This window comes from Sphingobacterium psychroaquaticum (assembly GCF_004421025.1).
Taxonomy (GTDB): domain Bacteria; phylum Bacteroidota; class Bacteroidia; order Sphingobacteriales; family Sphingobacteriaceae; genus Sphingobacterium; species Sphingobacterium psychroaquaticum.
On record NZ_CP038029.1, the window covers coordinates 2,141,167 to 2,167,393 of the forward strand.

Here is a 26,227-nt window from a genome sequence, read left to right on the forward strand (position 1 = left end):
TTAAAAACATAATTCTACTTCATTTTATCTATAAAGGTATTTATTCCAGGCATTGTTGGTGAAGAATCCTCTTTCAGTAGACCAGTATCTGATCTGCTAAAAAGGGATTGCAAGACGATTTTACGTTCCTCTTCGTTGAATTCGCCATTTGAGATTAGCGCTAGATACATATAAGTGAGCTTTTCTCTTTCTTCTGCATCTCGTGCGAGATGGAAATTACTGAACATAAACTTCATCAGGGATCGTATAATCACGAAAAAAAGGGATACAAAGAGTATAAAGACAATGGACCATCGTATTGCCGATGTTTTATCACCACTAAAGATTGACTCTAACATGCCTTCTGGTGTTAACCAGAGCAATTGATATATAAAATACGCCAAAAGGAATGAAGAGATTATGACTCCTACAAAAATGCCGTATCCTGTGTTTCTTAATTGAATGGCTCTTTCTGACCAGTACTTTACTGGTTCTTTTAGTTTGAGTAACTCCGAATATTGATTTTCTAATGCAGTGACCTTTTCTATAGATTCTGTATGAAAGGTTTCAAAATCACCTTTGTGAGTAATCATCCATTGGCTCAATGATTCTTCGGATCGTTGTTCGAAATCATCTAGTTTAGATTTATAGTCTTGATAATCAATCGTTGTTTGTTTTATGTGTTCTGTTAGAATGTTTTCGTATTCATTCGCCGTGTTATCTATTTGCTTTCTTATAGTAAACAGTGATTTTTTTTCTGTTTCGCGACGATTAAAAATATGTGAAATATCTTTGTTTTGAAATTCATAAGCTAGAAGTACTCCCTTGATATTTTTTTTGGTATTGAATGAGACCGGGAAGGCGGTAATGTATTGGAAAGCAGAGTCAAAGGACAATGGGTCTTTCTCTAGCAGATCGGTCAGAAATGTTACCTCGGGCGAGTCAAAGGTGAAAATTTGACTTGAAGGTGTTAAAAATTGATTTAAATGTGAAAACTCACTTTTAATACCAGTTTCTGTGATGAGTTTTGCCTCAATACTCGTTAATAGACGATCGAGTTGAGGTAGAGCATTATTAAAAAAGATTTTACTTATTTTCAGACTGTTGTTTGTACTGCTTTCACTTATTAATTCCCATTGATCCTTTTGTTCTTTAATAAACTTGTAAAGGTTAAATAATCCCTTAAACGTGTGTAAATCGTTTGTTGAGGGAAAAGAAATTTTGAACTGATGTTGGTTTAATACTTCTGTAATTTCAGAATTTGAAATTATTCTTCGGACTTCATTTAGGTTCATTGTTATTGGTTTTTTACTCTAAGCCGAGATTGGAGAGTTTAGGTTTTGGATTGAAAGTGATGTCTTATATGTGGTCAAATAGTATGTATATTTCCTTTATCGAAATTACATAATCTCTCCATGTAAAAATACCATGTATGGCTAGGTCTTAATCTTTTTTACTAGTAAGAATTATTCTTTTTTATTCATAAGCTTTTCCAAATATTCGACCTTGGTTTTCTCTGCATCAAGCAGACGTTCGTATAGTTCGATAATTTTATCTGCTGTGTTGAATGTAGGGAAGTAATTTACTGAGCTTGCTACAAGTGTGGAATTATCACTGCTGGTGTTGTTATATGTATTGTTTATTATATTAAAAACAGCTTCTTCACTGAAGTTTTCTATTGCTTCGGGTGTTACGCCTAAAATGTGTGCAACCTGGATCAATAAATCGGTTTCAATAGCTGGATGCTTTTCTATGTTTGATACGGTTTGTTGGCTTACTCCAAGTTCTGATGCTAATGCTTCTTGTTTCATACCGCGCAGTTCGCGGATGCGACTAATCTTTCTTCCAATATGATTTGTTGTATTCATGATACCGATTTTTATTGCTGTCGTTAAGATACAAATTTTATTGTTTGTGGCTGGAAAGAAATTTATTGTTTGTGAAATACTTGTTAGATTGGTTTTATACCATGGGTTTTGGTTCGATACGTGTTTTTTGTTTCGTTTATTTGTTTAAACCAAAAAAGAAAAGGATATGTGGGTACGGGTAAACTTAAATTTTCATGATGATTTCTTGTTGACGTGTGATACGATGCATGTGGATGTAAGGGATGCAATAAAGTGTTATACGGATAATGTAAAGTTGTTTGAGGTGTCGGATATTGAGGGTATGTGCGCGAAGTTTAAGGCTACGCGCATTTTCTTTTGTGTGTATGTGCCTTGGTGCTTGGCGTTGGATGGTGGTGCTGTTGATCTGCGGAATCGGGCGCTTGTTGTTTCGGCTATTGGGGAAATCCAAAGGCGACGGATGGAGGGGGATTTGGTGTTGGATTCGCAGGCTTATCGGTATGTGGTGGATCGCTTGTTTTTTGATCTAGGTTTAGGTTTAGGTTTAGGTTCGGGTTTAGATAGTGGTTTGAGGTCAGAAAGAGGTGTGGTTTAGGTATGGGGTATAGGAAATTGTTGTTGGATGTGCCTGCTGATTTTTTGATTCTTTGTGAGGTGACGGGGTTTTCGCCAGAGCATGCGATTCAGTATTTTATTGATCATGTGTCTTATCCGAAATTGTTGAGTTTATATCCGGTGGATCCTTATGGGGCGGTGACGGCTTTGGTTTATGGTTATGGTAAGCGAAGGGTTAGGAAGGTGGATCGTGATTTTGGGTCTTCTTTGCAGTGCTGTGCGTTTGATCTTGACTTTAAGCGGCTTAGGGGTGCTGGGGGGAAGAAGGTAGCGGCTGAGCTTGAGGTGCTTGCGCGTATGCGCTTAAAGGAATACTTGATTGATTATTTGAGTGCTGTAAGAGCTTCACGAGAGTAACAGAGTATCCGCTATAAGAGCCCCGCGAGAGGAGTAACGTAAACGCAGGAAGGGACTAGACTTTAGAGTTCTTTTATAGTTTATATGTGGATCCCTAGGTACTGGAAGATTTTATATGTTTCTGCTTTTGCTGTTTCGGGTTGTTGGATATTGAAATCGCCGAGCTGCATGGCGTTGTTGTTTGCTTGCTTTTGGTAGGGTTTTAATCGTTGGTAGATATTGAGTTTGTTGTTTTTAAAGTACTCTTCTGTCTTTTTGTATTTGGGCAGTATGTTGGATGTTTTTAGGAGTGATTCGACGGGTTTGCACTTTTCGTAGTATTTCCCGGTGGTTTTATCATGAAGCAGGAACCAGAATTCTAAACAGGGCGTATTGACGAGAATCGTGACGTTTCCGAGTTGCTGGGCTTGGTGGAAGTATTGTTTCACTTCATCGAATTTTTTCTGTTTGCTGGGGGATTCTTTGCTTTCTTTGATGACGGTGTCAAAATCCATCAGCCATATTACTTGGTTGTATATCTTTGCTTTTTCGCAAACGGTCTGGAATTGTTTTTGGAGGCCTTGCTTTGTGGGTAGTTCGGGCTTTATGTTCAGGGATTGGCCGAGCTTTTCGGTGTCGCGCAGCATTTGTAGGTACCATACTTCGGTTTCGCCGTCGACGATTATAGATATTGTCTTATTTCCTGTTCCTCTTCTTTTTCTATTTTCTCTAGCCATTTCAATCTGTTGTTATGTGGTAATCTTGAATGATGGGGTTGGCGCCTAATTTTCCTGTTTTGTATGCATTATAGATGGATCCTGTGTCTTTTCTTATGATGGATGAATCGAAGTCGGCCAGTGAATATAGGTCTGTGCTGCCGTCGTCTTTTTTATCGGTGAACCAGATGGCGTCGTGGCGTATGATATCGCGCTCCATTAATAGTTCGCGGTAGTGTGTTGTGGCAATCAATTGCGAGTGCTTTACGTTGGCGAGGAATACGAGGAGAAAGTGCTTGGTGAGGTCGGGGTGTAGGGACGATTCTAGCTCGTCGATAGCACATATGTGTTGTTGCCTTATCATGAGGTCTAGGATGCCGCTGAACTGGTAGTAGCGCTGTGTGCCTTGGGATTCTTGGTCGTATATTATTTCATAGGATTGATCTGCTGGGGCTTGGGGAATGCTGTGTTTAAACCATATTTCTTTTGCTGGCTGTTTGCCGAGTGATTGCGTTAACGGTGAATGAAGGTTGTTGGTGTTGAATGTTTGTTCGTATCCTTCGCCTAGTTGCAGGTTTTTGTTTTTTAAGGTAATATCACTGATCTTGAAATCTGCCTTTTGTAGGTAGGTTAGCATACTTTCTTTTTGGATTTCTTGGTTTTCGATCTTTGCGGATATAAAACCTAAGAGGTCTGTCCTTGGGGTGATAAGGGGCATGAGTACTTCTTTGAACCAGGTTGTGGCTTCGCGGAGTTCGTGTGCATCGATATTGGTTTTTAGAAAGCCTCCGAGGACGGTATTGTTCCAGAGGGTGTTTGCTTCAAGGATCTCTTTGTGGTTTTTGTTTATCCTGATGCGGGACCCGAAGGTGATGGTGGATAGTTGCTTTTGGGTGTCTGTTGTGCGGTGAAAGACGGTGGATTTCTTAGCGGATGCGAAATAGAACAGCTTTTCGTCTACGATGGCTTTGTTGTTTAGCTCAAGGGTGTATTCGTAGCGCACTTGGTTTTGTATGAATTCGAGTGCAAACTTGGTGTTTGCATGTTGTGTTGTTGGCGAGAATAGAAAAGGGGTTACTTGGAGTGCGTCGCTTTTCTTGTCTGCGGGTTCTAGTACGAGGTCTCGGAGTAGGTCTAGTGCTTTGAGTATGGTCGTTTTTCCGGATCCATTGGGTCCATAGATGAGTCCGATCTTTAGGAGCTTGGTTCCGGGGATTGGCTCGGTGAGATAGTAGTTGCTTAGCTCTTTCGCATTGGATGGCTCGAAAGTGAGTGTGATGTTGTCATTTACACTTTTGTAGTTCTGAATGGAAAAATTGACTATCATATTCTTATTTTTTGTAACTGAATTACAAATATAACGAAAATATGTTTGTGTTTTTCTATTGTGTTGATTTGTTGGGATATACATGTGTTGTGTTTTTAGTTCATCTTCTTTTATCAGTTACTTCTTTATCGAACCCTATGAGGTTCACCATTTGTCGGAGCCTGGATCGAAGCCTATTGCCATAGGCTTGTTCGAGCTCGGTGGCGGATAGGTTGGTGGTGATGTGGGTTTGGAGGTTGTGGGTTATGTAGAGGTCGTATCGGGATAGGAGTATTTCGGCCATGACGTTACATTCGTTTCCATAGTATTTGATGTTGTTTTCTGTTCCGAGGTCGTCGAAGCAGTATATTTTGCGGTTTTGGCTTTGGTAGAGGTGCCCGCGGGAGTAGCGATGGATGATGTCGTATCCTTCTTTGATGAATTCGAAGGTGATATCGCGTACGCTTTTGATGATGTAGCGGTTGTTTGGTGTGGTGAGGAAGCGCATGATGTTGAAGAGGGCTGTTTTGCCGCACCCGATGGGGCCGGTGAGCATGATTCCTTTTTTGGGATCGATGTTTTCTTGTATGCATGTTTTTTCATCTTGGAGGAAGTATGCGGCGAGTTGCCGGATGATGGGCATATCGTGCTCGGTGAGTGCAAAGGATTTGCCGTAGGTGGCTTGTCCTTGTGTTTTTATGTATTGGAATATTTTGGGGTAGTCATAGTGGTTCGTCATAGTTTTTGTGTGTTGTGGCGGAGAGGTGCTGTGGTCTCTTCGGGGTTTCATTTTTTGTGTTGCTGTTGGCGTTGTATGTGATGCTGTTCGTTATCCAGTTTCGGGCAGATGCGTTCCAATTTTTCATGGGGCTTTTGCCGCCTACGAGCCATCCGTTTGCGGTGTAGTGGTTTATGAATTTGTGTGCTTCGAGGATGGTGCTTTTTTGCTCGATGAAAAATTCTTCCACATGGTGGGGCTGCGGGGGGATTGTCTTTTCTTTTTTGGCGGAACTTTTTTCTTTTTGGGCTTTGCTTTTGATGTTTTGCACCTGACTATTTTTTGATTCGAAATCTCGTGCGTTTTTTTTGAGCGCGCGAAGTCTGATATTATTCATAATAATATTAGACTTATATAGTTTGTTAAAAGGCTCGTTTATTGGTCTTGTGTTTATTTCTTGTACCTGTCTGGTTATTGGTTTTGTTTTGGCCTTTTTTGGCCGGTTGGGATAGAAGATTATGGTGCTTCCTTTGTATGGATTGTAGGACGGTTGATAGTCTATGTATCCGTTGTTGTGGAGGTAGGTCATTGTTTTGTGGTATGTTGCTTTGGAGCTGATTTTGGCGAGCTGCATGGCTTGCTGTCGGGTGATCTGCAGCTGCTGCACAAAACGGGCTTGGTTCCATAGTTGGAAGAGTGCCATAAAGAGGCTTATGGTGGTTGCGGAGCAGGTTGGATCGGCTTGTGCTTTGTCGAAGAATTGGGTTAGTTTTTGGATGTAGTTCATGGTGCCTGGTTTTTGGATCCTTGTTTTAGGATGTTCTCGATTTCTTGCAGGGGGTAGTATATGGTGGTGCCGATGCGGGTGTAGGGTATGGTGCCGTTGATGCGCAGATTTTGGAGGGTTCCCTGGGATATTTGGAGCATTTTGATGACTTCGCGGGTGCGGATCCACTTTTTTTGTGGCGTGTTATTTTCGCTCTGCATGATTTGTTTTAGTTCGGTGAGTAGTTCGCGCTTGAAGTTGCGGAGGTCTTCTTGGGTTATGATTTCTATTGCCATGTTTATTTGGTATTGGTGTTTTTTAAAGGTGGTTATTAATTGTTGTCTTTTTTACCAAGTTGGTACCAAGTTGGTAAAGATTTTTAGGGGAAAAGTTCGTTTGTGGTGTCCTGCATTCGTTTTATGAGTGCGTCTTTTATGGTGTCTAGGAACTTTGTGTTGTTGATCTTGCGCGCTCGGATGTCGTAGAAGGTGCGGTTGTAGTCGCCTAGGTCTATGTGGAATATAGTTTGGAATAGTTTTGCTATTTCTGTGATGTCTGTTTTGCCGTTGTTGTATACGCCTGCAGCTTGTAGGGCGTAGATGAGTTCGATGAGATCGGTTTTGGACATGGTCCACTGGAGGTTCTGGAGGTTTTGGAGGTTGGCGGGGATTGTTTGTTTTTTTGCGAGGCTTTTGATCTTGTTTTTCAGGTAGTTTCGGAGCATGTCGTGTGCTTCTATCTGTGCGAATAGTTGGGTGTATGGTGTGTTTGTTCGGCTATCTACGATGTTGTTTTCGTGGGGTATGAGGATGTCTTGTTGCTGCCGGGTGAATAGGTAGACATCGCGATAGATTAATGTGGATTTATAATAATCGTAGTTTTCTTGTTGTTTTTGTATCCACTTTTTGGTGTTGTGGAGTTCTTGTAGGTAGTATTGTTTTACTTTTTTGTGTGATAGTGGTGGTTTCTTGAACTCGATGACTTGTCGCTGTTTGTAGTAAAAGAGGATGGATAGGAGGTGTGCTTTGATGTATTTGAAGTAGAATATCTCGTCTTCGGTGGATATTTGATGGGCTTGTGCAAATTGTTCTCTAACGGTTTGCAATACTTGGGCTATGTATTGGTTTACGTGCTGTGTGAGTGTGGTGTAATCGTGTGCGAATGTTTTTTCGAGCTGTATGATGTGTGCTGTGGCGCTCTCGCGGATGTTTATGAATGATTTCTGCATAATTGGTTTGTTTAATTATTGGAAATCTTCTTAAGATAGTATAATGGCGTGCAAAATGCTTTATAGTAGGTTGTTGTGTGTTTTTTGCGCTGTAGCTTTTGTTGGCTACCTTATTATGTTATTTGTGGTATCTTGATCTAGCCCCAGATAGTGACATACCTCGGTGGTTGTGAGGAGTTGATGGGGTTGTTTGTTTAGTTTTTTCTTTATGGTGTGGTATATGCGTAGGCTTTGCCGGTAGCTTTTACCGGTGAGCCGAGCTATGTCTTTTGGGTATATGCATATTCTTTTCATTTCTAGTTGATTGTTTGCTTACAATTTACGTATTTATTTATGTGCAACCAGTGTCTATTGTTTACACTTTCGGCCATTTGGTATGTTGAGCATGTAGCGTTTGGTTGCCCAATATGCATTTGGTTAACTTTATTGTGCTTCGAGAATGGGTATTATCAACTTTGAAAAGTGCTGCGATGATCGTCTTTTTAATTGTTTGTTTTTCTGTTTGTCTTTCCTGTTTCTTTTAATATTTTCTTTAAGTTTTCCATGTCGTTTGAGACTTTGCGGTCTGTTATCTTGGCGTAGTGCTGGGTGGTCTTTATGCTTTTATGGCCAAGCATCTTGGATACACTTTCTATCGGTACTCCATTGGATAGGGTGACGGTGGTGGCGAAGGTGTGGCGTGCGCAATGGAAGGTGAGGATTTTGTTGATGCCACAGAGGTCAGCAATTTCTTTGAGGTAGGCGTTCATTTTTTGGTTGCTGAGAATGGGGAGCAGCGTGTTTTCGTGATTGCCTTTTGGATGGTCTTGGTATTTGTACAAGATGTTTTGTGCGACTTCTAACAGTGGGATGTTGGAGGGGGCGTCTGTTTTTTGTCTGTGTGTGTTTATCCAGTTTTGGCCATCGATGCCTTTGACTATGTTTTTGGTGGTTAGTTGTTTGATGTCTATGTAGGCTAGTCCGGTGTAGCAGGCGAATAGGAAGATGTCGCGTACGAGTGTTAGTCGTTCGTTGATTAGGATCTTGGCTGTAAGTTGGTCTAGCTCTTCTTGGTTGAGGAGGGTTTTCTCTATTTGGATGAACTTGGATTTGTAGTTGATGAATGGATCGGTGGTGATCCATCCGTTGGCTAGGCATATGCGGATTATTTTTTTGAAGTTTTTGATGTATTTCATTACGGTGTTGTTCGCGCACTTGTGCTCGGTGCGGAGGTAGAAATCGAGATCGTTGATGAAGATGTTGTCTATTTCTAGTATGTCTAAGTCGTCTTTTTGGTATTTCCAGTTGAGGAATTTTTGTATATGGGCTAAGGTGGTTTCGTATCGGGTGTGGGTGGCTTTGGCGTAGTCTATGCCTATTAGCTCTTTTACTTTGTCGTTGTGGTTCTGAAAGATGGGTATGATGGTGCGTGCTTTTTCCTTTTTTCCGGAATAGGCTTCTTTGAAGTTGCTTAGGGTGAGGGTGGTTCCTTGGTACTGGAGCTGTAGCTCGGTTTGATTGATTTTTAAACGGATGGCGTCGAGGTAGCTGTTTAGTGTTCTGGCTTCTTCGGTGTTTCCTTTTGCTCGCATGCCGCGCTGATCCCATTTTTTGGGGTCTACGTACTTTTTGGTGGTGAATTCTAGGCGTTCGCCGTTGATGGTAATTCTGGCATAAATGGGTAGCATTCCTGCTTTGTTGGGGCGTGTGGCTTTGAGGTACATGCGAAGGGTGAGGTTCGCTTTCATAGTCGTGGTGTTTTTACGTTCCTTTAATTTGCTTCTTTTAGTGCTCTAAATCAAGATGTTCGAATCTTGTTCTTGTTTGGTAACTGTCTTGTAGTCATGTTTTTATGGCCTTTATCGAGACCAAATTTTGAATATTTTTTGGTCTCGATTTGGTCTCGCTGCAAATGTGAATTATGGAATGATCGGGGGGCTTTAAAACGAGAAAACCCTATAAACAGTGCTGTTTATAGGGTTTTGGTACGGTTTGTACCTCAAAATGTGGAGCCGGAGGGAGTCGAACCCTCGTCCAAACATAGTATGATTTACGCTTTCTACATGCTTAGCTTCTCTTTAATTGTCGAGAGAGGGAAGGTGAGTCGCTTACCTATACCGTACTCCGTATTTGCTGTTTCTCGCCTCGGCTTAGCAAAATCACCGCGACCAGTTCTATTGTTCGATGCCCCGAATGTTAGACCAAAGAACAGGATCTAACGGGACAAATAGCTATGTTAAGTCTAACTTAAGCAGCTAAGGCGTAGTTTTCTTCGCCAGTTGTAAAGTTGAAAGTTCAGATTTAAGTGCTCTTCTTACAACGCACTGCATGCTTACATAACCATCGCTATCCTGTCAAATCCAGTCGACCCCATTATGTAAATGTAGGCTACAAATATACGAAATATATAATCAAAAATAGCCTGTTAATACGAAAAAGCCCTATAATATTATTTGAGTAACATTGCTTCCCTATGGTTTAGCAACGCATGTAGCTTAGGTGCGCCTTTGGCAAGTAAGGCTTCATGATGTGGCGCTGGAACCATAATTTTATAATTACGGCCCTTTACCTCCAAGAAAAATAACGCACCATGTGCCTTTTGAGATTCATCAATCAAGAGCGTATACTTCGCCGCTAATTCATCCAACCTTTTCTCCTCCGTCAACGATTTGATTAACTGCTGCATCACCTAAAAAACTTCCTCCGTATTATCTCCTTCATGCAAGATTAACGTAGCCGTATTTGTGTGTACCGTCAGCCTATTACTGATACTAGAAACAAATAAACGATTTAAGAACGTACGGTTGCGTTTCACAACACATAGAAGGTCAACCTTATGGGCAGCAATATACTTATTAAGTGTATTCTCAATGCTCTCATCGAAATCCAAGAAAACAAACTCAAGTTCGTAATCTTTAAAAATGTTCTCCCAATGATCAGCCACACCAATGATATCTACATCATTATTCTTATTGACATTGACACACTTCACCTTAACACCAAACTTCTTCGCAAGTTCTAGGATTTCTCTCAATGCTGCTTCATCTTTTTGGCGGAACAACGTTGTGAAGACAATCTCTTTAATACCTTGATAAGACGCCTCCCGCGGAACGGATAACACCGGTACCTTTACACCACGGATAACCCCAATCGTGTTCGAACCGAAAATTTTATCAATAATACCTGTTGCACGATTCGTACCCATAACAACCAAATGGATACCCTCTTTTTCGATAATCGTTTGTGCGTTGGAAACTACAGTACCTTCTTCAAACAAAAAGGTTAAGGGAATATCAGATCTATTCTGCTTATGCGCCATATCACGCAATTGCGCAGTGTATTTTTTAAAGCTCTCGAAACGATGCAACTCATAATTTTCATAGACCTCAGGAACCATTTCTGGTTGGCCCGCATGCGTTGCTGATAAAACAGGCTGCATATAGGTATTCATCACATATATTTCTGCGTCCATCTCCTTCGCTAAGCTTAATGCATATAAAAAAGCATTGTTAGCAGCGTCTGAAAAGTCGGTAGGGAATAATATCTTTCTCATGACTCATTCGATTTTTGATTATCCTAATTTAATGCTTTTATTTTGTTTAAACAAGTTTTTATAGAACCCCAATACGCTTTTTTCTTCGCGTGTAGCGTTTGTAAATGCGTATTCGTTTATAGTAATAAAGTAAGGCTTAAAGCATGCGAAAAAATTAATCCGCTGTTCTGATAATAGAAGATTATTTAAGTAATTTGGCAATCTGAACAGACGATTTAAGTGAAGAGTATAAAACAGTATTTCAAAAGAGACAAGCCATTTTCGCTGCGCGAAGCTTTGGATGACTGTCTTTTGGCTAATACTGAGCGTGGTAAAGCCTTCCTGTATAAGAAGTATTATGGTTATGTGATGGCGGTAGTTTTGCGTTACATCGCGCAAGAGATGGATGCAGAAGAAGCTGTAAACGAAACTTTTGTGAAGGTTTTTCGGAAACTTGAAAGTTTTGAACGACACCCCGACGAAGAGATTCTAGAAAAGACATTTAAGTCTTGGATGGCACGAATAGCTGTAAATACATCAATCGATCTTTTACGTACAAAAAAGCAAACCAATCTTTTTGAAGATAACGACGAAGAGAATGTGATGTCGCAAGCTGTTATGGTAACCGATCGGTTAGCGGTAGAGGACATCCTAAAGCTATTAAATCAGATACCAGATGTGCAACGCTCGATTTTCAATTTGTTTGAAATCGAGGGCTATACACATGAAGAAATAGGGAAGATGTTGGATATTCCGGAGAGTACGTCGCGGACGTACCTCACCAGGGCCAAGCAGCGTTTGCGGAAGTTGTATGTAGAAGAATTTGGGGCATTACGTAATAGTAATCCTTAACTAAAGAGTAAGATGAAGGATAAAAATAACAAGGAATTAATCGACGTTGTCAGAGAGCAGCTTAAAGCTTTCGAGGAAACTCCATATAAACAAGGAGCCTGGGAAAGCTATAAAGCGACGTATGAGTCGGCAGGGAAGACCAGAAGGCTTACGGGCTGGTATTGGGCTTCTGCAGCGGCAGTCGTTGCTATGGGCATCGGCTTATTTATCTCCCAACGACAAACGGTTGATATTCCTGTTCAACAGGTTGTGCATACAGATCAAAGATCTACTGCTTCGCCGGCAGAGCGTGGTTTGGGCAATTCGTCCGATGCTGCAACCGAACTTCCTCTTATGAATACGAATGAAAGTGAAGAGCTTGCTCGAGTAGAAAGTGGAGATGCACATAATGCGGCCGTTTCATTGCCAAATACTTTCGCGCAACGTGCGCAGATTGCGGTGCAACAGATTCTCTCTTCAATTACCCCAGAGACAGCGGCGAACGTTCAGGCATCACAACTTGCGCATACGCATATAGCGGTGGGACGCCCCGTACTTCGAGATGTTCACGATGGCGATCCGCAGGTTGCAGATGTTGACCTGGGAATGGGATTTGCACTAGCGCAACAAGATGCCAGTTCAAGTTTTAAAAAGGAGAATCAAGCCCTTGATTTGGCGCCTAAAAAGATGCGTATCCTATCTAAAATGGAACTTGGTGCCTTCTTGAGTCCAAGTACAACAGATAGTAAAATAGATTTAGGCGGTGGTTTGATATTAGGGTATCAATTGAATGATAAGCTGACACTTCGTACCGGCGCTTCTTTCAATCAATATGAGGTGGGTATTTTACCTTCGGGAATGTATGGGAAAGAACAAGTACAAAATTCACCTGTCGTCGGTCAGGCTTCAAAAGATATGCCATACAAAACCTATGCAACATTGCCTAATATCAATGCCGTAACAGGAAAAGTACAGACATTGGATATCCCGTTGGAATTGCAATACAAGATGGGGAAACAGTTTTATACAAGTGTTGGAGTATCCTATGCTGCTGTTTTATCGCAGGAACGCTTCAATCACTATCAAGAAAATGCAGATCCATTGATGTTTTCGTCAACCTCAAACACAGAACGTCCGACGAATGAAGATGTAAAAGTTGTCGAAAGAAAGGTGCAATCGGTGGATAATAATGTGGATCCAAATGGGTTTGCCGGATTTGTGAACTTCTCTATCGGTAAGAAAACAAACCTTTCGAAGGCATTGAAGCTTTCTATTGAGCCTTACGTGAAAATCCCTGTCGGCCAGTTTAAACGAGCCGACATGAATTATACAAACGGTGGGATAAAAGTGATTACAACCTTCTAGGACTAGATTTGATCCACCCGGACCCATCCCATTCCAGCTGCTATGGCACCTTGAACTCCCGGGTCGCCGTCTTCAAATACCAAGCACTCAGTTGGATCAACTCCTAGGTTTTTCGCCGCAAGTAGAAAGGGTTGCGGAGAAGGTTTACCTAGTGGAGTATCACCTGCACAAACCAATGTTTCAAATTTATCGGTAAGTCCAATTACATCCAGTGTGATAGCCAAGGTTGAACGGGACCCACCCGAAACAATTCCAATTTTTTTCTTTCCGATATTCGATAATAAATGCGCCAATACATAATCGACTGGTTGGGTATCATGAATAAAACGTTCTATAAAGATGGCTGATTTTCGTTTTGCAAACGTATGGATGTCAAAAATAGTTTGATATCGTGTGGAGATTTCCTGCGCAACATCAATGGTGGGCCATCCTGCCAGCTCCTCCACAATATTAGGATCTAATTTAACCCCGTATTCTTCTGCAACGGCAACGTATGCCGCTTTGTGTGCGTGCATATTGTCAGCTAGCGTGCCGTCCACATCATAGAGCAAAGCCGTATAGTTAGCTGACTTCTCTTCCAGCGTTTTGTATTTTTCTAACGAAATAGTGTTCATGCTGCAAACATAATAAAACCATATTAAAGTTGGGGCCATCGAGAATAAGGCGTAACGCCTCGGTATTTGTAACTTTAATGTGAGAATCTATCTTTTTTATGCCCCCGCTGTAACAATTGTTTGAGCAACTCCGTTATAGTTTCAAATTTCATAATTTAGGTTGATAATTGGTTAGTATGAACACCTGGAGCTCCCCGCTCTGGGTGTTTCTTTTTTTGTTGCGTATAAAACCAAATTTAGGTATGTTTGCTTACCTAAATTTAAAACTTAACAAACAGCTTTATTAACTTATTTTGTAGTGTTCAAACAAAACATCACCTGTTCGATCTATTTTCGACATGTCACTGTTTATGTTTGGAGGCTCATCACTAATCTTTTTATGTTGTAATGAACAAAACAAGACGGAATTTTTTAAGACAGCTGACTGTTGCGGCGTCGGTATCGACTTTGCCTGTTAGTTTAACGGCAAGTCCATTTATTCGAAGCTCCTCGTCTGATGAGGGGAGTTTTTCATTTGTTGTTGAGCCTTATTTGCAAAATCTTCAGCAAGATGAAGTAACGATCTTTACCGTGGTAAATCGGAAGGCGTTCACGTGGGTAGAACGTATGGATGAAAACCAAAAGGTAGAACGTTTTTATGAAGTACATGAGGGGCTTCGCCATGCAAATGACGTGCTATCACGAATTACTTTAAAAGGACTGAAGCCGAACACGCAATATACCTACCGGGTTTGCTCCAAAGAAATAACCAAATTTGATCCCTATAAGATTGTCTATGGGGCGGAGATAAAAACAGCCGACCGTCAATTTAAAACGCTTGATACAAAGCTTCAAGATACAGTCTCTTGTTGTGTCTTTAATGATGTGCATGAAGATACAGCGACTTACGCCGACCTTTTAGCCTTGGTGAATAAAAACACATTGGATTTTGTGGTCAACAATGGGGATGCTGTCCATCATCTATCCACAGCAGACGATTATAGCAAAAAGGCATTGGCTCCCTTATCAAAAGCCCTTGAAGGACGTATTCCAATGATAATAAATCGGGGTAACCATGAAACAAGAGGTGGATATGCATTTGACTATAATAAATACGTAAAGCATGATTCGGGACATTATTACCACAGTTTTGCTTCAGGGAATGTGTACTGGATATTTTTAGATACGGGAGAGGATAAGCCCGATGACCATGAGGTCTATGCCGGATTGTCTGATTACGATGCCTATCGCGAGGAGCAAGCCATTTGGTTGACGAAGGTGATGGCTAGTAAGGCCTACAAAAAAGCGAAGTTTAAGGTTGTTGTAATGCATATTCCGACTTATCACTCCGATGAGTGGCATGGGACTGTACATTGTCGCAACCAGTTCTCACCGCTTTTTGATAAGAATGGAGTTGACTTAGTTGTAGCCGGGCATAGCCATCAACACGGACATTATCCGCCAGATAAGGATCATAAATATACGCTGTTGATCGGCGGTGGACCAAAAAAAGGAAATCGTACTTTGGTGACTATTGAAGGAAAAGGAAATGACTTAACCTATAAGATGTTGGGCGATGACGGGCGTATTATTGCCGAAAAGAAATTGACGAAATAACCGCCAGCCCGGTTTTGTGTAGCAGGTCGATAAGACAAACACAAGACCGGGCTGTTTGTAACTCCGGAGTTTGTGTGGATAAAACAGGCGTATATTTTATTAACTTTGCTAGTAAGTAGAAAAGGGAAGATACATGTATATTATTTTTGACACGGAAACGACGGGTTTACCAAAACGTTGGGATGCACCTATTACCGATACCGATAATTGGCCGAGGTGTATTCAAATTGCTTGGCAGCTACATGATGAGATGGGGCGATTGGTGGAGCATCAGGATTACCTGATAAAACCCGATGGTTTTAATATCCCCTACGATTCCGAAAAAATTCATGGTATTTCTACCGAGCTAGCGGAACAAGATGGCGTGCCTCTGATGGATGTTCTGGTGAAGTTTAATGAAGCTTTGGCAAAAGCCAAATTTGTTGTTGGACAGAACTTGGGATTCGATATCAATATCATGGGGTGCGAGTTTTATCGTTATGGAGTTGATTCAAAGATGGCAAGCATGCCGCTCTTGGATACCTGTACCGAAGTTACAGCAGACCTTTTGAAACTTCCTGGAGGACGGGGAGGACGCTTCAAATTGCCTAATCTAACGGAGTTACACGCCTACCTATTCGGTGTTCCTTTTGCGGAGGCGCATAATGCGACCGCCGACGTGGAGGCAACTACGCGTTGTTTTTTTGAATTGGTACGTCGCGAAGTATTCACGCCTGAAGAACTACAAGTTGACACGGGTTATTTTGTAGACTTTAAACAAAATAACCCAGATTTAATTCCAACGGCTGGCCTAAAGCATATCAACTTAAAGGCCGCGTCGGACGCTATCCGAAATAAAAGTAAGTCTGGTAGTACAACGGTTGAGGTTGACGAATCCTTACTTCAAGCACTTAAAGATGCAGAGTTCGTGCATCTCCATAACCACTCCCAGTTTTCAGTTTTACAATCAACGATTTCCATCCCTTCCTTGGTGGGGGCGGCGGCTAAACAAAATATGGTCGCTGTCGCGTTAACCGACCATGGAAATATGATGGGAGCGTTCCACTTCGTGAGCAATGCGCTGAACTATAACAAAGATATTGAAGCGAAGAATGCCGATGCCATGGAGAAGGGTGAACAGCCTGTTGGGCGGATTATAAAGCCTATTGTAGGAGGGGAGTTCTATGTCTGTGAAGATCATACCGATAAAACACGGAAAGATAATGGGTACCAGATGGTCTTTTTAGCGAAGAATAAGGAAGGGTATCATAACCTCGCCAAGATGGCCTCTGTCGCTTACACTAAAGGATTTTATTATGTGCCTCGTATTGATCGATCGGTTGTCGAGCAGTATAAAGAAAACCTTATTGTTCTTTCCGGTAACTTGCAAGGAGAGGTGCCGAGTAAAGTCTTGAATATTGGTGAAGCACAGGCGGAGGAAGCTCTTCTTTGGTGGAAAGATACTTTTGGTTCTGATTTTTACATCGAAGTGATGCGTCACGGGCAAGAAGATGAGAACCGTGTCAATGAAACGTTGATTCAGCTAGCGCATAAGCATGAGGTGAAACTTATTGCTACAAATAACACTTATTACGTCAATAAGGTAGATGCCCATGCGCACGATATCCTACTGTGTGTGAAGGATGGTGAAAAATTAAGTACACCTAAAGGGAGGGGACGAGGATTTCGCTTCGGTTTACCTAACCAAGAGTATTATTTCAAGTCGGCAGACGAAATGAAAAAGGTGTTCGCTGATTTGCCGGAAGCGATCATCAACATCCAAGAGGTACTGGATAAGATTGATATTTACTCCTTAAACAGGGACGTCTTACTTCCAAAATTCGAAATTCCAGATGAGTTTATTCATCAGGAGGATGATGAAGATGGAGGAAAGCGTGGTGAGAACGCTTTTTTAAGACATCTTACCTATGAAGGAGCGAGGAAACGATACGATGAGATTGATGAGATCGTAACCGAGCGGTTAGATTTTGAGCTTGCTACTATTGAGCGTACGGGGTATCCGGGCTACTTTCTAATTGTACAAGATTTCATCGCAAAAGCGCGTGAAATGGGGGTATCTGTTGGACCTGGTCGTGGTTCTGCAGCTGGATCAGCTGTAGCCTATTGTTTGGGAATTACTAATCTTGACCCCATTAAATATGACTTGCTATTTGAGCGTTTCTTAAATCCCGATCGGGTTTCGATGCCCGATATTGACGTGGATTTTGACGACGAAGGTCGTGGACGGGTCATGCAATATGTAATTGATAAGTATGGTGCTTCCCAAGTGGCGCAAATCATCACTTACGGTACGATGGCGGCCAAGTCCTCCATTAAGGATACTGCACGGGTACTTGATCTTCCGCTCCAGGAAGCGAATGATATTGCCAAACTAATTCCGAATTTAAAGCTAAGTAAGATTTTCTCACTCGATGAAAAGTCGTTAAAAGAAGTGTTGCGGAGTGAGGAAATTGAAGCCGTTAACCGGTTGAAGTCTTTAGCAGATGGTGCGGGACTCGAAGCCGAGACTATTAAGCAGGCTCGTGTGCTGGAAGGATCCATGCGTAATACAGGTGTCCACGCCTGCGGGGTTATTATTACACCCGACGATATAACGAACTTCGTTCCGGTCTCTTTAGCAAAAGATTCAGAACTCTTTGTTACACAGTTTGATAACTCGGTGGTAGAGAGTGCGGGATTGCTGAAAATGGACTTTTTGGGATTAAAGACCCTAACCCTGATCAAGGATACCGTAGTAAATGTTAGGCTTCGACATGGAATTGAATTAGATCCGGATAATTTCCCTATTGATGACGAGCTTACTTATGAACTCTTTCAACGGGGAGAAACAATCGGTGTGTTTCAGTATGAGTCGCCGGGGATGCAGAAGTACATGAAAGAGCTGAAACCAACTGTTTTTGCCGATTTGATCGCCATGAATGCTTTGTATCGACCGGGGCCGATGGAGTATATCCCATCCTTTATTAAGCGTAAGCATGGTATTGAGCCTATTACATACGATTTGGATGCTTGTGAAGAGTATCTGAATGAAACATATGGTATTACAGTTTATCAAGAACAGGTAATGCTGTTGTCACAGAAATTGGCGGGCTTCTCTAAGGGTGATGCCGACGTACTGCGTAAAGCAATGGGTAAGAAGCAAAAGTCTGTTCTGGACAAAATGAAGCCTAAGTTCGTTGGTCAGGCCGTTGAGAAGGGGCACAATGCAAAAGTGTTGGAAAAGATTTGGACCGACTGGGAAGCATTTGCGTCTTATGCGTTTAATAAGTCGCACTCTACATGTTATGCCTGGGTGGCCTATCAGACGGCGTATTTAAAAGCACATTTTCCAGCGGAATATATGGCCGCCGTGCTTTCCAATAACATGAATGATATCAAGCAGGTGACCTTCTTTATGGAAGAGTGTCGCCGCATGGGACTGGAGGTTTTAGGGCCAGATGTAAACGAATCATATTATAAGTTTACCGTAAACGATCAAGGAGCTGTGCGTTTTGGTATTGGTGCAGTAAAAGGTGTAGGAGCAGGTGCGGTAGATACCATTGTGCAGACGAGAGAGAAAGATGGTAAGTACAAATCTGTCTTTGATCTAGCGAAGCGTATTGACTTAAGATCGGCTAATAAAAAAGCTTTTGAAAGTTTAGCGTATGCAGGCGGTTTTGATAGTTTTACTACGACGCATCGAGCGCAATACTTCCATAATGATGGTGATAACTCTACGGGGTTAGAAAAAGCTATTAAATATGGAAATAGAATAAAAGAGAATGAAAATTCAGCTCAGGCGAGTTTGTTTGGCGGTTCCGCTGCAACGGAACTTCCTGAACCCGTTATGGCCCCTTGTCCGCAATGGGGGTTAATTGAGAAACTGAAGTATGAGAAGGATGTGATCGGAATATACTTGACGAGTCACCCTTTGGACAACTACAGGTTTGAGATTAAACGATTCTGCGCTAACACTGTTCGGGATTTACAGCTTATCAACAAAGTGAAAGCGAGTGAGGTTGAAGAGGAAGTATTGATTGAGTTTAATCGGATAAAGAACAAAGAGGCCGTGGTTGGGGGAATTATAGCCATGGCAAACCACCGTGTTTCTAAAAATGGTAAGCCGTTTGGTTCCTTCATTATTGAAGATTATGGCGATTCTTTTGAGATTATGGTCTTTGGTGAGGATTATGTGAAATTTAAGGGCTATTTACAAGAAGGTTTCTTTGTGCAGATACGCGGTTTAGTCCAAGAACGTTTCAAACAAGTGGGAAACTGGGGGTTTGAGCTTAAAGGTATTCAATTGCTGTCTGATTTACGCGAGAAAATGGCCAAATCACTAACAGTACAGATTCCACTTCATCTCCTGAACAATGAATTTATTGATTTAATGGAAGATCTGATTGAAGGAACGAAACAAGAAGGACAGGAGGCATATTGTCAACTTAATTTTCAAGTAGTTGATATTCAAGGTGAGATAAGTATCGAACTTCCGGGTAAAGCCTTGAAGATTATCTTGACAAATGAATTTTTGGATGGTATCGATGCGGTAGAAGGAGTGAAGTATAAATTAAATTGATAGGGTATAGAAAAATATGAATTTGCAATGGCTTTTATATTTTTTCTATTAGCTATCTTTGTATATTAGATTTACCGAAGAATTGATTAAAAATTAGATATTATGGCATTAGAAATTACAGACAGCAACTTCGAAGAGCTTGTATTAAAATCAGATAAACCCGTATTGATTGACTTTTGGGCAGAATGGTGTGGTCCATGTCGCATGGTTGGTCCGGTTGTAGATGAAATCGCAAAAGAATACGAAGGCCAAGCCGTAGTGGGTAAGGTTAACGTAGATAATAATCCTGATATTTCCGTGAAATATGGTATCCGTAACATTCCGGCATTATTATATTTCAAAAATGGCGAGATTGTAGATAAACAAGTAGGCGCTGTGCCTAAATCTGTTTTAGTAGAAAAATTAACGAAACAGTTATAAAAAAATAAAGCCGCTCTAGAGCGGCTTTATTTTTGATATGATTATTTTATGGGTATTGCATTATAGTTTTTCAATTTCTACTTTTCCTTCCTTGCCAGGGGAACCCGAATAAATTTGTCCTTGTGGTAAACCACGAAGCCCAGGTGCCGACATCGCAATTCTAGAATAGATCTGATTCAGGTCCGATGTAGGGTTTATAGCACGTCCACCAGCGGACACATCAACCAACAAGTAATTCTTCTTCTTTCTATCTGTCGTCTGTGGTGCGATACCATTGCCATCATATTTAAGCTTCACGATACCACCGTCCCCATTCGGATCGGTACGTGTGCCATTCATTGCATCTTCGCCTCGGGCTATCACGTAAAGCGAACCTAGTTTCTTAAAGTTAATTTCAATATCGAAGTTCGATGCATTGTTTCGTCCTGCAATACCGCTAATCGATGCACGATCTCCAATTTCAGCATGTTTAACGACCAATTTAACATCTTTCTTACCCATGAATATCAAGGATGACTTATCCTTCATGATTAATGTGTCAATATAAATGACAGACGATGAATCACGATCGTTAAAATATTGTTTTTTCTTTTTCCCCAGCTCAAGTTTGCTGATATGTTGCGTATTGGTCTGCGCCTGTATCGCGGCAGAAGTCAATAGGCCAACGAACATCAAAATTATAAAACGCTTTATTTTCATAGTGTTTAAATTTTTGTTTCTATTCGTTAGAGTATAGATACATCAAAAAAGTTTAATCACTACTGTCGCTTGTGTAAGAAAAAATTAATTTCGCTGCCTTTTGCGAAGCACCAGGTTGTCCTAACTTCTCGGCTAAGATGTCGTAATTCTCTAATACACTTGCGCGATGTTCCTTGTTGTTAATCAGCTCTTTAAGCTCATCGGCGATAGCGCGTGTCGTACAATCTTCTTGGATTAATTCACGGACAGACAGGAAGTTATTAATCAAATTTACGAGTGAAATAAATTTTACTTTTACAAGAAGTCGAGCGATTTTTATGCTCAAAGCATTCGCTTTATATACGACAACTTGTGGTACCTTAAGTATGCCCGTTTCTAAAGTAGCTGTACCGCTGGTGACTACCGCTGCATCAGCGACCTGTAATAAATCGTACGTTTGGTTAAAGACCACTCGAATAGGAAGGTCTCCGATATAGCGTTGGTAATAATCGGTGCCAAAGTTGGGGGCACCGGCAATTACAAACTGATGGGCCGGAAATAGATAATACAAACCCACCATTTCTGGTAGTATTTTCTCAATTTCCATTTTTCGGCTCCCTGGGAGCAAAGCAATAACAGGACGTTCATTAAGGCCGTTATCTTCCTTGAACGCTGGATTAAACTGGTAGCTGGAGATCGCATCTAAAAGTGGGTTCCCGACATAATCTACTGAATAATTGAATTTTTTATAGAAGTCAACCTCAAAAGGCAGGATACACAACATGTGATCCACTATTTTTTTTATTTTATGAACTCGACCTTGATTCCATGCCCATATTTTAGGCGAGATGTAGTAGCAAACACGTATTCCTTTCTTTTTGGCGAACGCAGCAATCTTAAGGTTGAATCCTGGAAAATCTATTAGGATGAGTGTGTCCGGTTGGTAACGGATAATATCCTCTTTTACAGCTTTAAGATTCTGACGTATCGTGCTTAAATTCATCAATACTTCGACAAAGCCCATGAAAGCCATGGCAGAAGTGTGTATAAGTGGATCTTGATCGGCTGCAGTTTTCATCTGGTCGCCTCCTACAATACGAAAATCTGCATGCGGATCTTCCCGTTTTAAAGAAGCAATCAGATTTGCGCCATGAAGGTCGCCCGAGGTCTCACCGGCAACTATATAGTATTTCATATGCTTGAGCTCCATTTCTTTTTCTAGTTAAACTTAGATAAAATTGCGTTTATACGCAATTTATATGGGGATTATAAAATAGAAATCGCTTCAGTAGATAAATATCAATTAATAATTTATAAATTAGCTTAATACGAACCGGAGGATGGTTTGTTATTTATAAGATAAACAAAAACCTTATTGCCTTGTTTATCTTTTATTATAGAACCTTAATAGGTATTTTATGACAACAGAAAAAAGTGAGCAAAAGGATGGGCAGTCTGTAGAAAATACAACGCCCGAGACCAAAACGACTCCCGTAACTAAACCAGCTCCCAAACCCGCACCTAAAAAAGTAACAACGAAGATTGCTACAAAGGCTACTGTAACAGCGAAAGCTAAAACAAGTGCTGGAAGCAGTCCAGAAGCAGCGGCTGGTAAAACTACAACAGCAAAATCAAGCTCAACCAAAACCACCGGAACTAAACCTTCTGGAACGAAAGTTAGTGCTTCGAAACCCGCTGTGGCGGCATCTAAGACAACATCAGCACCAGTCAAAACAACGGCTGCAGCTGTGAAGACCGCTACACCTGCTGCAAAAACAGCGGTAGCGCCAAAGGCGAAGGTCGTAAAGGCTGCGCTAAGTAAAGCCCCTATTAAAAAGGCTACAGCAAGTGTCGGCAAAAGTACACCTGCTCCACAGACCAAGGTTGAGCCGAAAAAAGAGCTTATTCCTGTAAAGATTAACAAAGAGATCGTGCCCGTAAACGTGCCCAAAGCTAATAGCACGAGTTCTGCGGGAGTAAAGAGTAAGGCCGCTGAGAAAGAGGTAAAGAAGAGCGACAAAAAGTCGACACCTAAGAAAGAAAGTAATTCGATCGATGCGAAAGAGGTCAAAATGTTACGAAAGGAGTCTGGCTATAGCGAAGAGTTTAAGGTAAAAAAATCGAAAGATGATGCAAAAGCTGAACAGGCCAAAAGCAAAGATAAAGTGAAGGAAACGGCGAAGCTAAAAGATAAGTCTAAAGAAAAAGAAAAGGCCAAAGAAAAAGAGAATAAAGCCAAGAAAGAAAAAAAGGCAAAGCAAGACAAAAAAGCTAAAAAAGAAGCCAAGAAGAAGAGAGAGAAATCCGCTAAAAAATTGAAGAAAACAATGAAAAAAATAGCAGAAAGCGTGGTGAAGAAAGATAAAAAGAAGAAAAAGAAATAATAAAAAGGGGCTGGTTAACCAGCCCCTTTTTATTATGCATTTGTACGTACTTCGTTTTTATCACGTTTTCGCTCACTTCGGATAATAAGTCGTAAACCTGAGTTTGCCGAATAGAAGGACCAAGTCCAGTTTCCGATTAACTTTCCTTTATTACGGAATCCCGCGATAGGGATAAGGTGGATCAATAACCAGGTCAACCAAGCAAATAATCCTGTAAACGATAGTTTCGGTAAGTCGGCTACCGCTTTATAACGCGAGATAACAGCCATACTTCCTTTATCCCAATACGAAAAAGCTTTTAATATATTGTTTGTGTCTTTCTTAACAATGTTTTTCGCTAATAATACACCTTGTTGCATTGCCACTTGAGCAAGTTGCGGGTGACCATTAGGGAAGTTCGGGTCGCTCGATTGAAAACAGATATCGCCGATAGCGAAGATATTAGAATAACCTTGTACGGCGTTGAATTCATCGACCAAGACACGGCGACCACGCGTGATAACCTCTGCCGGTAGTCCCGGTAGTTCACGTGCAATAACACCCGAAGTCCAGAGTAATGTTTTTGTTTTTATTTCAGTACCGTCCCCTAAAAAGACGACATCATCTATGTAATCCTTAACAGCAACGCCTAACGTAATTTCTACTCCCAAATTCTCAAGCACACGTTTTGCCTCCTGTTGTGCTACTTTGCTCATCGGCCCCAGTAGGGCAGCACCCGCATCAACCAAGAAGATTCTTGGTTTGATCTCTTTTAATTCAGGGTACTCTCTTTTGATGATACGATCGCTGAGCTCAGCAATCATTCCGGAAAGCTCAACACCAGAAGGACCACCACCAGCAACGACAATATTTAAGTAGGCGTCCCTATTTGGGTCGTCTTTACGTTGGATATATTCCTCTAGGTTTAGTAATATTTTATTACGAATAGCTAACGCATCACTCATATTCTTCATGGGAAACGCATTTTTCTTCACGTTTTCCATGCCAAAATAGTTCGTCTCTGTACCGGTCGCTAATACCAAATAATCATAAGAAAGAACGCCAGCATCTGTCTCAATCGTGTTACCGGCACTGTTGATCTGGATTAATTTTCCCAGGTGGAAAGAAAAGTTTTTGTATTTTCTAAACAGTTTCCGGAAAGGAGCACTGATATTAGAAGATTCGATAAAAGCTGTTGCTACCTGATAGATAAGAGGGGGGAAGAAGTTATAGTTGTTGATATCCACTAAGGTCACATGGTAGGCCGGATTGTCGCCTAGCGCCTTAATGAAGTTAATACCCGCGAATCCTCCACCTACTATAACAATATGTTTTTTGATGTCTGCCATAAATACACTGATCGTTTTGTTCTGCAATCGATATAAGGTGGTTGTCTATGCAATAAGTGAATATACAAACCACCTATAAAGAAGGTGCAAAATTAGATAAAATTTATCGTTTATCCGCGATAAAAGCATGAGGAATATCGAAAGGATTACTTCCGAACAGTCACTGCATTTTTATGTGCTTGCAATCCCTCCAGCTCCGCTAAGATCTCTACGGTCGCACCTATTTGCTTTATTCCTTCTTCATTAATATGTTGAAACGTTATTTTCTTCACAAACGAATCTACTGATACACCAGAATATGCACGTGCGTATCCAGATGTAGGAAGGGTGTGGTTTGTCCCCGAGGCATAGTCTCCTGCACTTTCTGGCGTAAGGTGTCCTAAAAAGACAGAGCCAGCATTTAAGATCCTCCGCGTTAATGGTTCCCATTCGGCAACTTCCAAAAGGAGGTGTTCAGGGGCATAGCTATTGGAGAACTTCATCGCATCCTCATGATTGTTTGCTAAAATAGCATATGAATTTTCTATTGCTTTTTGCGCAATATCTTGACGCGGTAATTGTGCCAATTGCTGCACAAGCTCTTGATTCACACGCTCGATAAGCGATTCTGTTGTTGCGACAAGTATAGCTTGACTGTCCGCTCCGTGCTCTGCTTGTGCCAATAAATCGGCCGCCACGAAAGTAGGGTTGGCGGTTTCATCAGCTATAACAAGTACTTCAGAAGGACCCGCAGGCATATCGATGCTTACATTTGTCATACTTTGAACCAAGCTTTTTGCTTTGGTGACAAATTGATTTCCCGGGCCAAAGATCTTGTCTACTTTTGGTATTGTCTCCGTACCAAAGGCCATAGCAGCGACAGCCTGGGCACCACCTACAAGATAAATGCGTTCTATCTTAAGTAAATGCAAACAGTAAGCCACATATCCGTTAATCTTACCATCTCTCTGTGGAGGCGAACACACGACTATTTCTTTACATCCCGCAATGCGTGCTGGGATACCAAGCATGAGCAATGTACTTGGCAAAACTGCGGATCCCCCAGGAATGTATAATCCAACTTTTTCGATTGGACGAATTTCCCGCCAACACTTCACACCGGGCATTGTTTCGACCACGCGTTCTCGTTTTACCTGAATGCTGTGGAAACGGTGAATATTTTGAAAGGCAATTTCCAGGGCGCGCTGCTGTTCCCGTGGGATACGCATTGCTAGGTCTTCAATCTCTGATTTGTCGAGATAAAGGGTATCAAGGGAAACCTTATCAAATTTTTGAGCCAATTCTTTTAAGGATGAATCGCCGCCCGTACGAACGTTTGATATGATATCGAGCACAACATCTGTTACCTGATGGCTCTCATCGGCATTGCGCGTTATCAGTCGTTGTATATCCGTTTCGGATAAAGTGCTATATGAATAGGTTTTTAGCATG

General features: G+C 41.4%; 24 protein-coding genes and 1 other RNA gene. 8 read left to right on the forward strand and 17 right to left on the reverse strand.

From position 1 onward, the window contains the following. Nucleotides 1–14: 14 nt before the first annotated feature. Entirely contained in the window at nt 15–1,274 is a 1,260-nt protein-coding gene (locus tag E2P86_RS08990) for a DUF6161 domain-containing protein (protein ID WP_134432534.1), read from the reverse strand. A gap of 171 nt (nt 1,275–1,445) precedes the next feature. Beyond that, nucleotides 1,446–1,847, reverse strand: coding sequence for a helix-turn-helix transcriptional regulator (locus tag E2P86_RS08995; protein ID WP_134432536.1), 402 nt, complete (start codon nt 1,845–1,847; stop codon nt 1,446–1,448). Between the two features lie 166 nt (nt 1,848–2,013). On the opposite strand from E2P86_RS08995, the gene E2P86_RS09000 reads away from it, so the two are divergent. Together E2P86_RS09000 and E2P86_RS09005 are read left to right on the forward strand one after the other, a co-directional pair. Continuing rightward, on the forward strand, nt 2,014–2,421 hold the full coding sequence (locus tag E2P86_RS09000; protein WP_134432538.1) for a hypothetical protein: 408 nt from the start codon (nt 2,014–2,016) through the stop codon (nt 2,419–2,421). Nucleotides 2,422–2,423: 2 nt separating this feature from the next. Next, nucleotides 2,424–2,798 (forward strand): hypothetical protein, encoded by a 375-nt coding sequence (locus E2P86_RS09005; protein ID WP_134432540.1) that lies wholly within the window; start codon nt 2,424–2,426, stop codon nt 2,796–2,798. 80 nt (nt 2,799–2,878) lie between these two features. On the opposite strand, the gene E2P86_RS09010 is transcribed toward E2P86_RS09005, so the two are convergent. The 10 genes from E2P86_RS09010 to E2P86_RS09060 all read right to left on the reverse strand — a co-directional run bounded on the left by E2P86_RS09010 (nt 2,879) and on the right by E2P86_RS09060 (nt 11,043). Further along, entirely contained in the window at nt 2,879–3,514 is a 636-nt protein-coding gene (locus tag E2P86_RS09010) for an RloB domain-containing protein (RefSeq protein ID WP_134432542.1), read from the reverse strand. Between the two features lies 1 nt (nt 3,515). Continuing rightward, nucleotides 3,516–4,820 (reverse strand): AAA family ATPase, encoded by a 1,305-nt coding sequence (locus E2P86_RS09015; protein WP_134432544.1) that lies wholly within the window; start codon nt 4,818–4,820, stop codon nt 3,516–3,518. Nucleotides 4,821–4,920: 100 nt separating this feature from the next. Then, nucleotides 4,921–5,538, reverse strand: a complete 618-nt coding sequence (locus tag E2P86_RS09020; RefSeq protein WP_166785178.1) for an AAA family ATPase — start codon at nt 5,536–5,538, stop codon at nt 4,921–4,923. Then, entirely contained in the window at nt 5,522–6,304 is a 783-nt protein-coding gene (locus E2P86_RS09025; RefSeq protein WP_134432548.1) for a transcriptional regulator, read from the reverse strand. The genes E2P86_RS09020 and E2P86_RS09025 overlap by 17 nt, the downstream gene beginning before the upstream one ends. Continuing rightward, nucleotides 6,301–6,579, reverse strand: a complete 279-nt coding sequence (locus E2P86_RS09030; protein WP_134432550.1) for a helix-turn-helix domain-containing protein — start codon at nt 6,577–6,579, stop codon at nt 6,301–6,303. Before E2P86_RS09030 ends, E2P86_RS09025 begins: the two co-directional genes overlap by 4 nt. An 83-nt stretch (nt 6,580–6,662) precedes the next feature. Next, the gene (locus tag E2P86_RS09035) at nt 6,663–7,511 is read right to left on the reverse strand and encodes an RteC domain-containing protein (protein WP_134432552.1); all 849 of its coding nucleotides are present in this window, start codon (nt 7,509–7,511) and stop codon (nt 6,663–6,665) included. Between the two features lie 482 nt (nt 7,512–7,993). After that, nucleotides 7,994–9,238 carry a site-specific integrase gene (locus E2P86_RS09045; RefSeq protein WP_134432556.1) on the reverse strand — a complete coding sequence of 415 codons (1,245 nt, stop codon included), beginning with the start codon at nt 9,236–9,238 and terminating at the stop codon, nt 7,994–7,996. 256 nt (nt 9,239–9,494) lie between these two features. Further along, nucleotides 9,495–9,862, reverse strand: a transfer-messenger RNA (tmRNA) gene (ssrA, locus tag E2P86_RS09050). A 77-nt stretch (nt 9,863–9,939) separates the two neighbouring features. Continuing rightward, entirely contained in the window at nt 9,940–10,176 is a 237-nt protein-coding gene (locus tag E2P86_RS09055; RefSeq protein WP_134432558.1) for a hypothetical protein, read from the reverse strand. A 3-nt stretch (nt 10,177–10,179) separates the two neighbouring features. Continuing rightward, entirely contained in the window at nt 10,180–11,043 is an 864-nt protein-coding gene (locus tag E2P86_RS09060; protein ID WP_085471933.1) for a universal stress protein, read from the reverse strand. A 219-nt stretch (nt 11,044–11,262) separates the two neighbouring features. Between E2P86_RS09060 and E2P86_RS09065 the strand changes: the two genes are divergently transcribed. After that, entirely contained in the window at nt 11,263–11,874 is a 612-nt protein-coding gene (locus E2P86_RS09065; RefSeq protein ID WP_085471932.1) for an RNA polymerase sigma factor, read from the forward strand. Between the two features lie 12 nt (nt 11,875–11,886). Beyond that, the gene (locus tag E2P86_RS09070; protein WP_134432560.1) at nt 11,887–13,218 is read left to right on the forward strand and encodes an outer membrane beta-barrel protein; all 1,332 of its coding nucleotides are present in this window, start codon (nt 11,887–11,889) and stop codon (nt 13,216–13,218) included. Nucleotides 13,219–13,220: 2 nt separating this feature from the next. On the opposite strand, the gene E2P86_RS09075 is transcribed toward E2P86_RS09070, so the two are convergent. Beyond that, complete coding sequence (locus E2P86_RS09075; RefSeq protein ID WP_134432562.1) at nt 13,221–13,832, reverse strand: HAD family hydrolase; 612 nt, start codon at nt 13,830–13,832, stop codon at nt 13,221–13,223. Nucleotides 13,833–14,219: 387 nt separating this feature from the next. Here E2P86_RS09075 and E2P86_RS09080 point away from each other — a divergent pair, with 387 nt between their 5' ends. The 3 genes from E2P86_RS09080 to trxA all read left to right on the forward strand — a co-directional run bounded on the left by E2P86_RS09080 (nt 14,220) and on the right by trxA (nt 20,406). Continuing rightward, a complete protein-coding gene (locus E2P86_RS09080) occupies nt 14,220–15,428 on the forward strand; it encodes an FN3 domain-containing metallophosphoesterase family protein (RefSeq protein WP_085471929.1) in 1,209 nt (402 codons plus the stop codon). A gap of 133 nt (nt 15,429–15,561) precedes the next feature. Beyond that, on the forward strand, nt 15,562–19,986 hold the full coding sequence (gene dnaE / locus E2P86_RS09085) for a DNA polymerase III subunit alpha (protein ID WP_134432564.1): 4,425 nt from the start codon (nt 15,562–15,564) through the stop codon (nt 19,984–19,986). A gap of 102 nt (nt 19,987–20,088) precedes the next feature. Continuing rightward, nucleotides 20,089–20,406, forward strand: a complete 318-nt coding sequence (gene trxA, locus E2P86_RS09090) for a thioredoxin (protein WP_085471927.1) — start codon at nt 20,089–20,091, stop codon at nt 20,404–20,406. Nucleotides 20,407–20,466: 60 nt separating this feature from the next. Here trxA and E2P86_RS09095 read toward each other — a convergent pair whose 3' ends face one another. Further along, nucleotides 20,467–21,105, reverse strand: coding sequence for a hypothetical protein (locus E2P86_RS09095; RefSeq protein WP_234991106.1), 639 nt, complete (start codon nt 21,103–21,105; stop codon nt 20,467–20,469). A gap of 52 nt (nt 21,106–21,157) precedes the next feature. After that, nucleotides 21,158–22,279, reverse strand: a complete 1,122-nt coding sequence (lpxB, locus tag E2P86_RS09100) for a lipid-A-disaccharide synthase (protein WP_085471926.1) — start codon at nt 22,277–22,279, stop codon at nt 21,158–21,160. A 223-nt stretch (nt 22,280–22,502) separates the two neighbouring features. Here lpxB and E2P86_RS09105 point away from each other — a divergent pair, with 223 nt between their 5' ends. After that, on the forward strand, nt 22,503–23,468 hold the full coding sequence (locus E2P86_RS09105) for a hypothetical protein (RefSeq protein WP_134432566.1): 966 nt from the start codon (nt 22,503–22,505) through the stop codon (nt 23,466–23,468). A gap of 32 nt (nt 23,469–23,500) precedes the next feature. On the opposite strand, the gene E2P86_RS09110 is transcribed toward E2P86_RS09105, so the two are convergent. Next, nucleotides 23,501–24,796: an NAD(P)/FAD-dependent oxidoreductase gene (locus tag E2P86_RS09110; RefSeq protein WP_134432568.1), complete on the reverse strand. Its 1,296-nt coding sequence runs from the start codon at nt 24,794–24,796 to the stop codon at nt 23,501–23,503. A 146-nt stretch (nt 24,797–24,942) separates the two neighbouring features. Further along, a complete protein-coding gene (gene hisD, locus E2P86_RS09115) occupies nt 24,943–26,226 on the reverse strand; it encodes a histidinol dehydrogenase (protein WP_134432570.1) in 1,284 nt (427 codons plus the stop codon). Nucleotide 26,227 lies beyond the last annotated feature (1 nt).

Bases quoted from the DNA above. Each gene is read 5' to 3' on its own strand.
- E2P86_RS09005 (WP_134432540.1), top strand. From the start codon at position 2,424: ATGGGGTATAGGAAATTGTTGTTGGATGTGCCTGCTGATTTTTTGATT.
- E2P86_RS09015 (WP_134432544.1), bottom strand. From the start codon at position 4,820: ATGATAGTCAATTTTTCCATTCAGAACTACAAAAGTGTAAATGACAAC.
- lpxB (WP_085471926.1), bottom strand. From the start codon at position 22,279: ATGAAATACTATATAGTTGCCGGTGAGACCTCGGGCGACCTTCATGGC.
- E2P86_RS09070 (WP_134432560.1), top strand. From the start codon at position 11,887: ATGAAGGATAAAAATAACAAGGAATTAATCGACGTTGTCAGAGAGCAG.
- E2P86_RS09075 (WP_134432562.1), bottom strand. From the start codon at position 13,832: ATGAACACTATTTCGTTAGAAAAATACAAAACGCTGGAAGAGAAGTCA.
- E2P86_RS09105 (WP_134432566.1), top strand. From the start codon at position 22,503: ATGACAACAGAAAAAAGTGAGCAAAAGGATGGGCAGTCTGTAGAAAAT.
- E2P86_RS08995 (WP_134432536.1), bottom strand. From the start codon at position 1,847: ATGAATACAACAAATCATATTGGAAGAAAGATTAGTCGCATCCGCGAA.
- E2P86_RS09035 (WP_134432552.1), bottom strand. From the start codon at position 7,511: ATGCAGAAATCATTCATAAACATCCGCGAGAGCGCCACAGCACACATC.
- E2P86_RS08990 (WP_134432534.1), bottom strand. From the start codon at position 1,274: ATGAACCTAAATGAAGTCCGAAGAATAATTTCAAATTCTGAAATTACA.
- E2P86_RS09025 (WP_134432548.1), bottom strand. From the start codon at position 6,304: ATGAACTACATCCAAAAACTAACCCAATTCTTCGACAAAGCACAAGCC.
- dnaE (WP_134432564.1), top strand. From the start codon at position 15,562: ATGTATATTATTTTTGACACGGAAACGACGGGTTTACCAAAACGTTGG.
- E2P86_RS09010 (WP_134432542.1), bottom strand. From the start codon at position 3,514: ATGGCTAGAGAAAATAGAAAAAGAAGAGGAACAGGAAATAAGACAATA.
- E2P86_RS09060 (WP_085471933.1), bottom strand. From the start codon at position 11,043: ATGAGAAAGATATTATTCCCTACCGACTTTTCAGACGCTGCTAACAAT.
- trxA (WP_085471927.1), top strand. From the start codon at position 20,089: ATGGCATTAGAAATTACAGACAGCAACTTCGAAGAGCTTGTATTAAAA.
- E2P86_RS09055 (WP_134432558.1), bottom strand. From the start codon at position 10,176: ATGCAGCAGTTAATCAAATCGTTGACGGAGGAGAAAAGGTTGGATGAA.
- E2P86_RS09030 (WP_134432550.1), bottom strand. From the start codon at position 6,579: ATGGCAATAGAAATCATAACCCAAGAAGACCTCCGCAACTTCAAGCGC.
- E2P86_RS09020 (WP_166785178.1), bottom strand. From the start codon at position 5,538: ATGACGAACCACTATGACTACCCCAAAATATTCCAATACATAAAAACA.
- E2P86_RS09095 (WP_234991106.1), bottom strand. From the start codon at position 21,105: ATGAAAATAAAGCGTTTTATAATTTTGATGTTCGTTGGCCTATTGACT.
- E2P86_RS09080 (WP_085471929.1), top strand. From the start codon at position 14,220: ATGAACAAAACAAGACGGAATTTTTTAAGACAGCTGACTGTTGCGGCG.
- E2P86_RS09045 (WP_134432556.1), bottom strand. From the start codon at position 9,238: ATGAAAGCGAACCTCACCCTTCGCATGTACCTCAAAGCCACACGCCCC.
- E2P86_RS09110 (WP_134432568.1), bottom strand. From the start codon at position 24,796: ATGGCAGACATCAAAAAACATATTGTTATAGTAGGTGGAGGATTCGCG.
- hisD (WP_134432570.1), bottom strand. From the start codon at position 26,226: ATGCTAAAAACCTATTCATATAGCACTTTATCCGAAACGGATATACAA.
- E2P86_RS09000 (WP_134432538.1), top strand. From the start codon at position 2,014: ATGTGGGTACGGGTAAACTTAAATTTTCATGATGATTTCTTGTTGACG.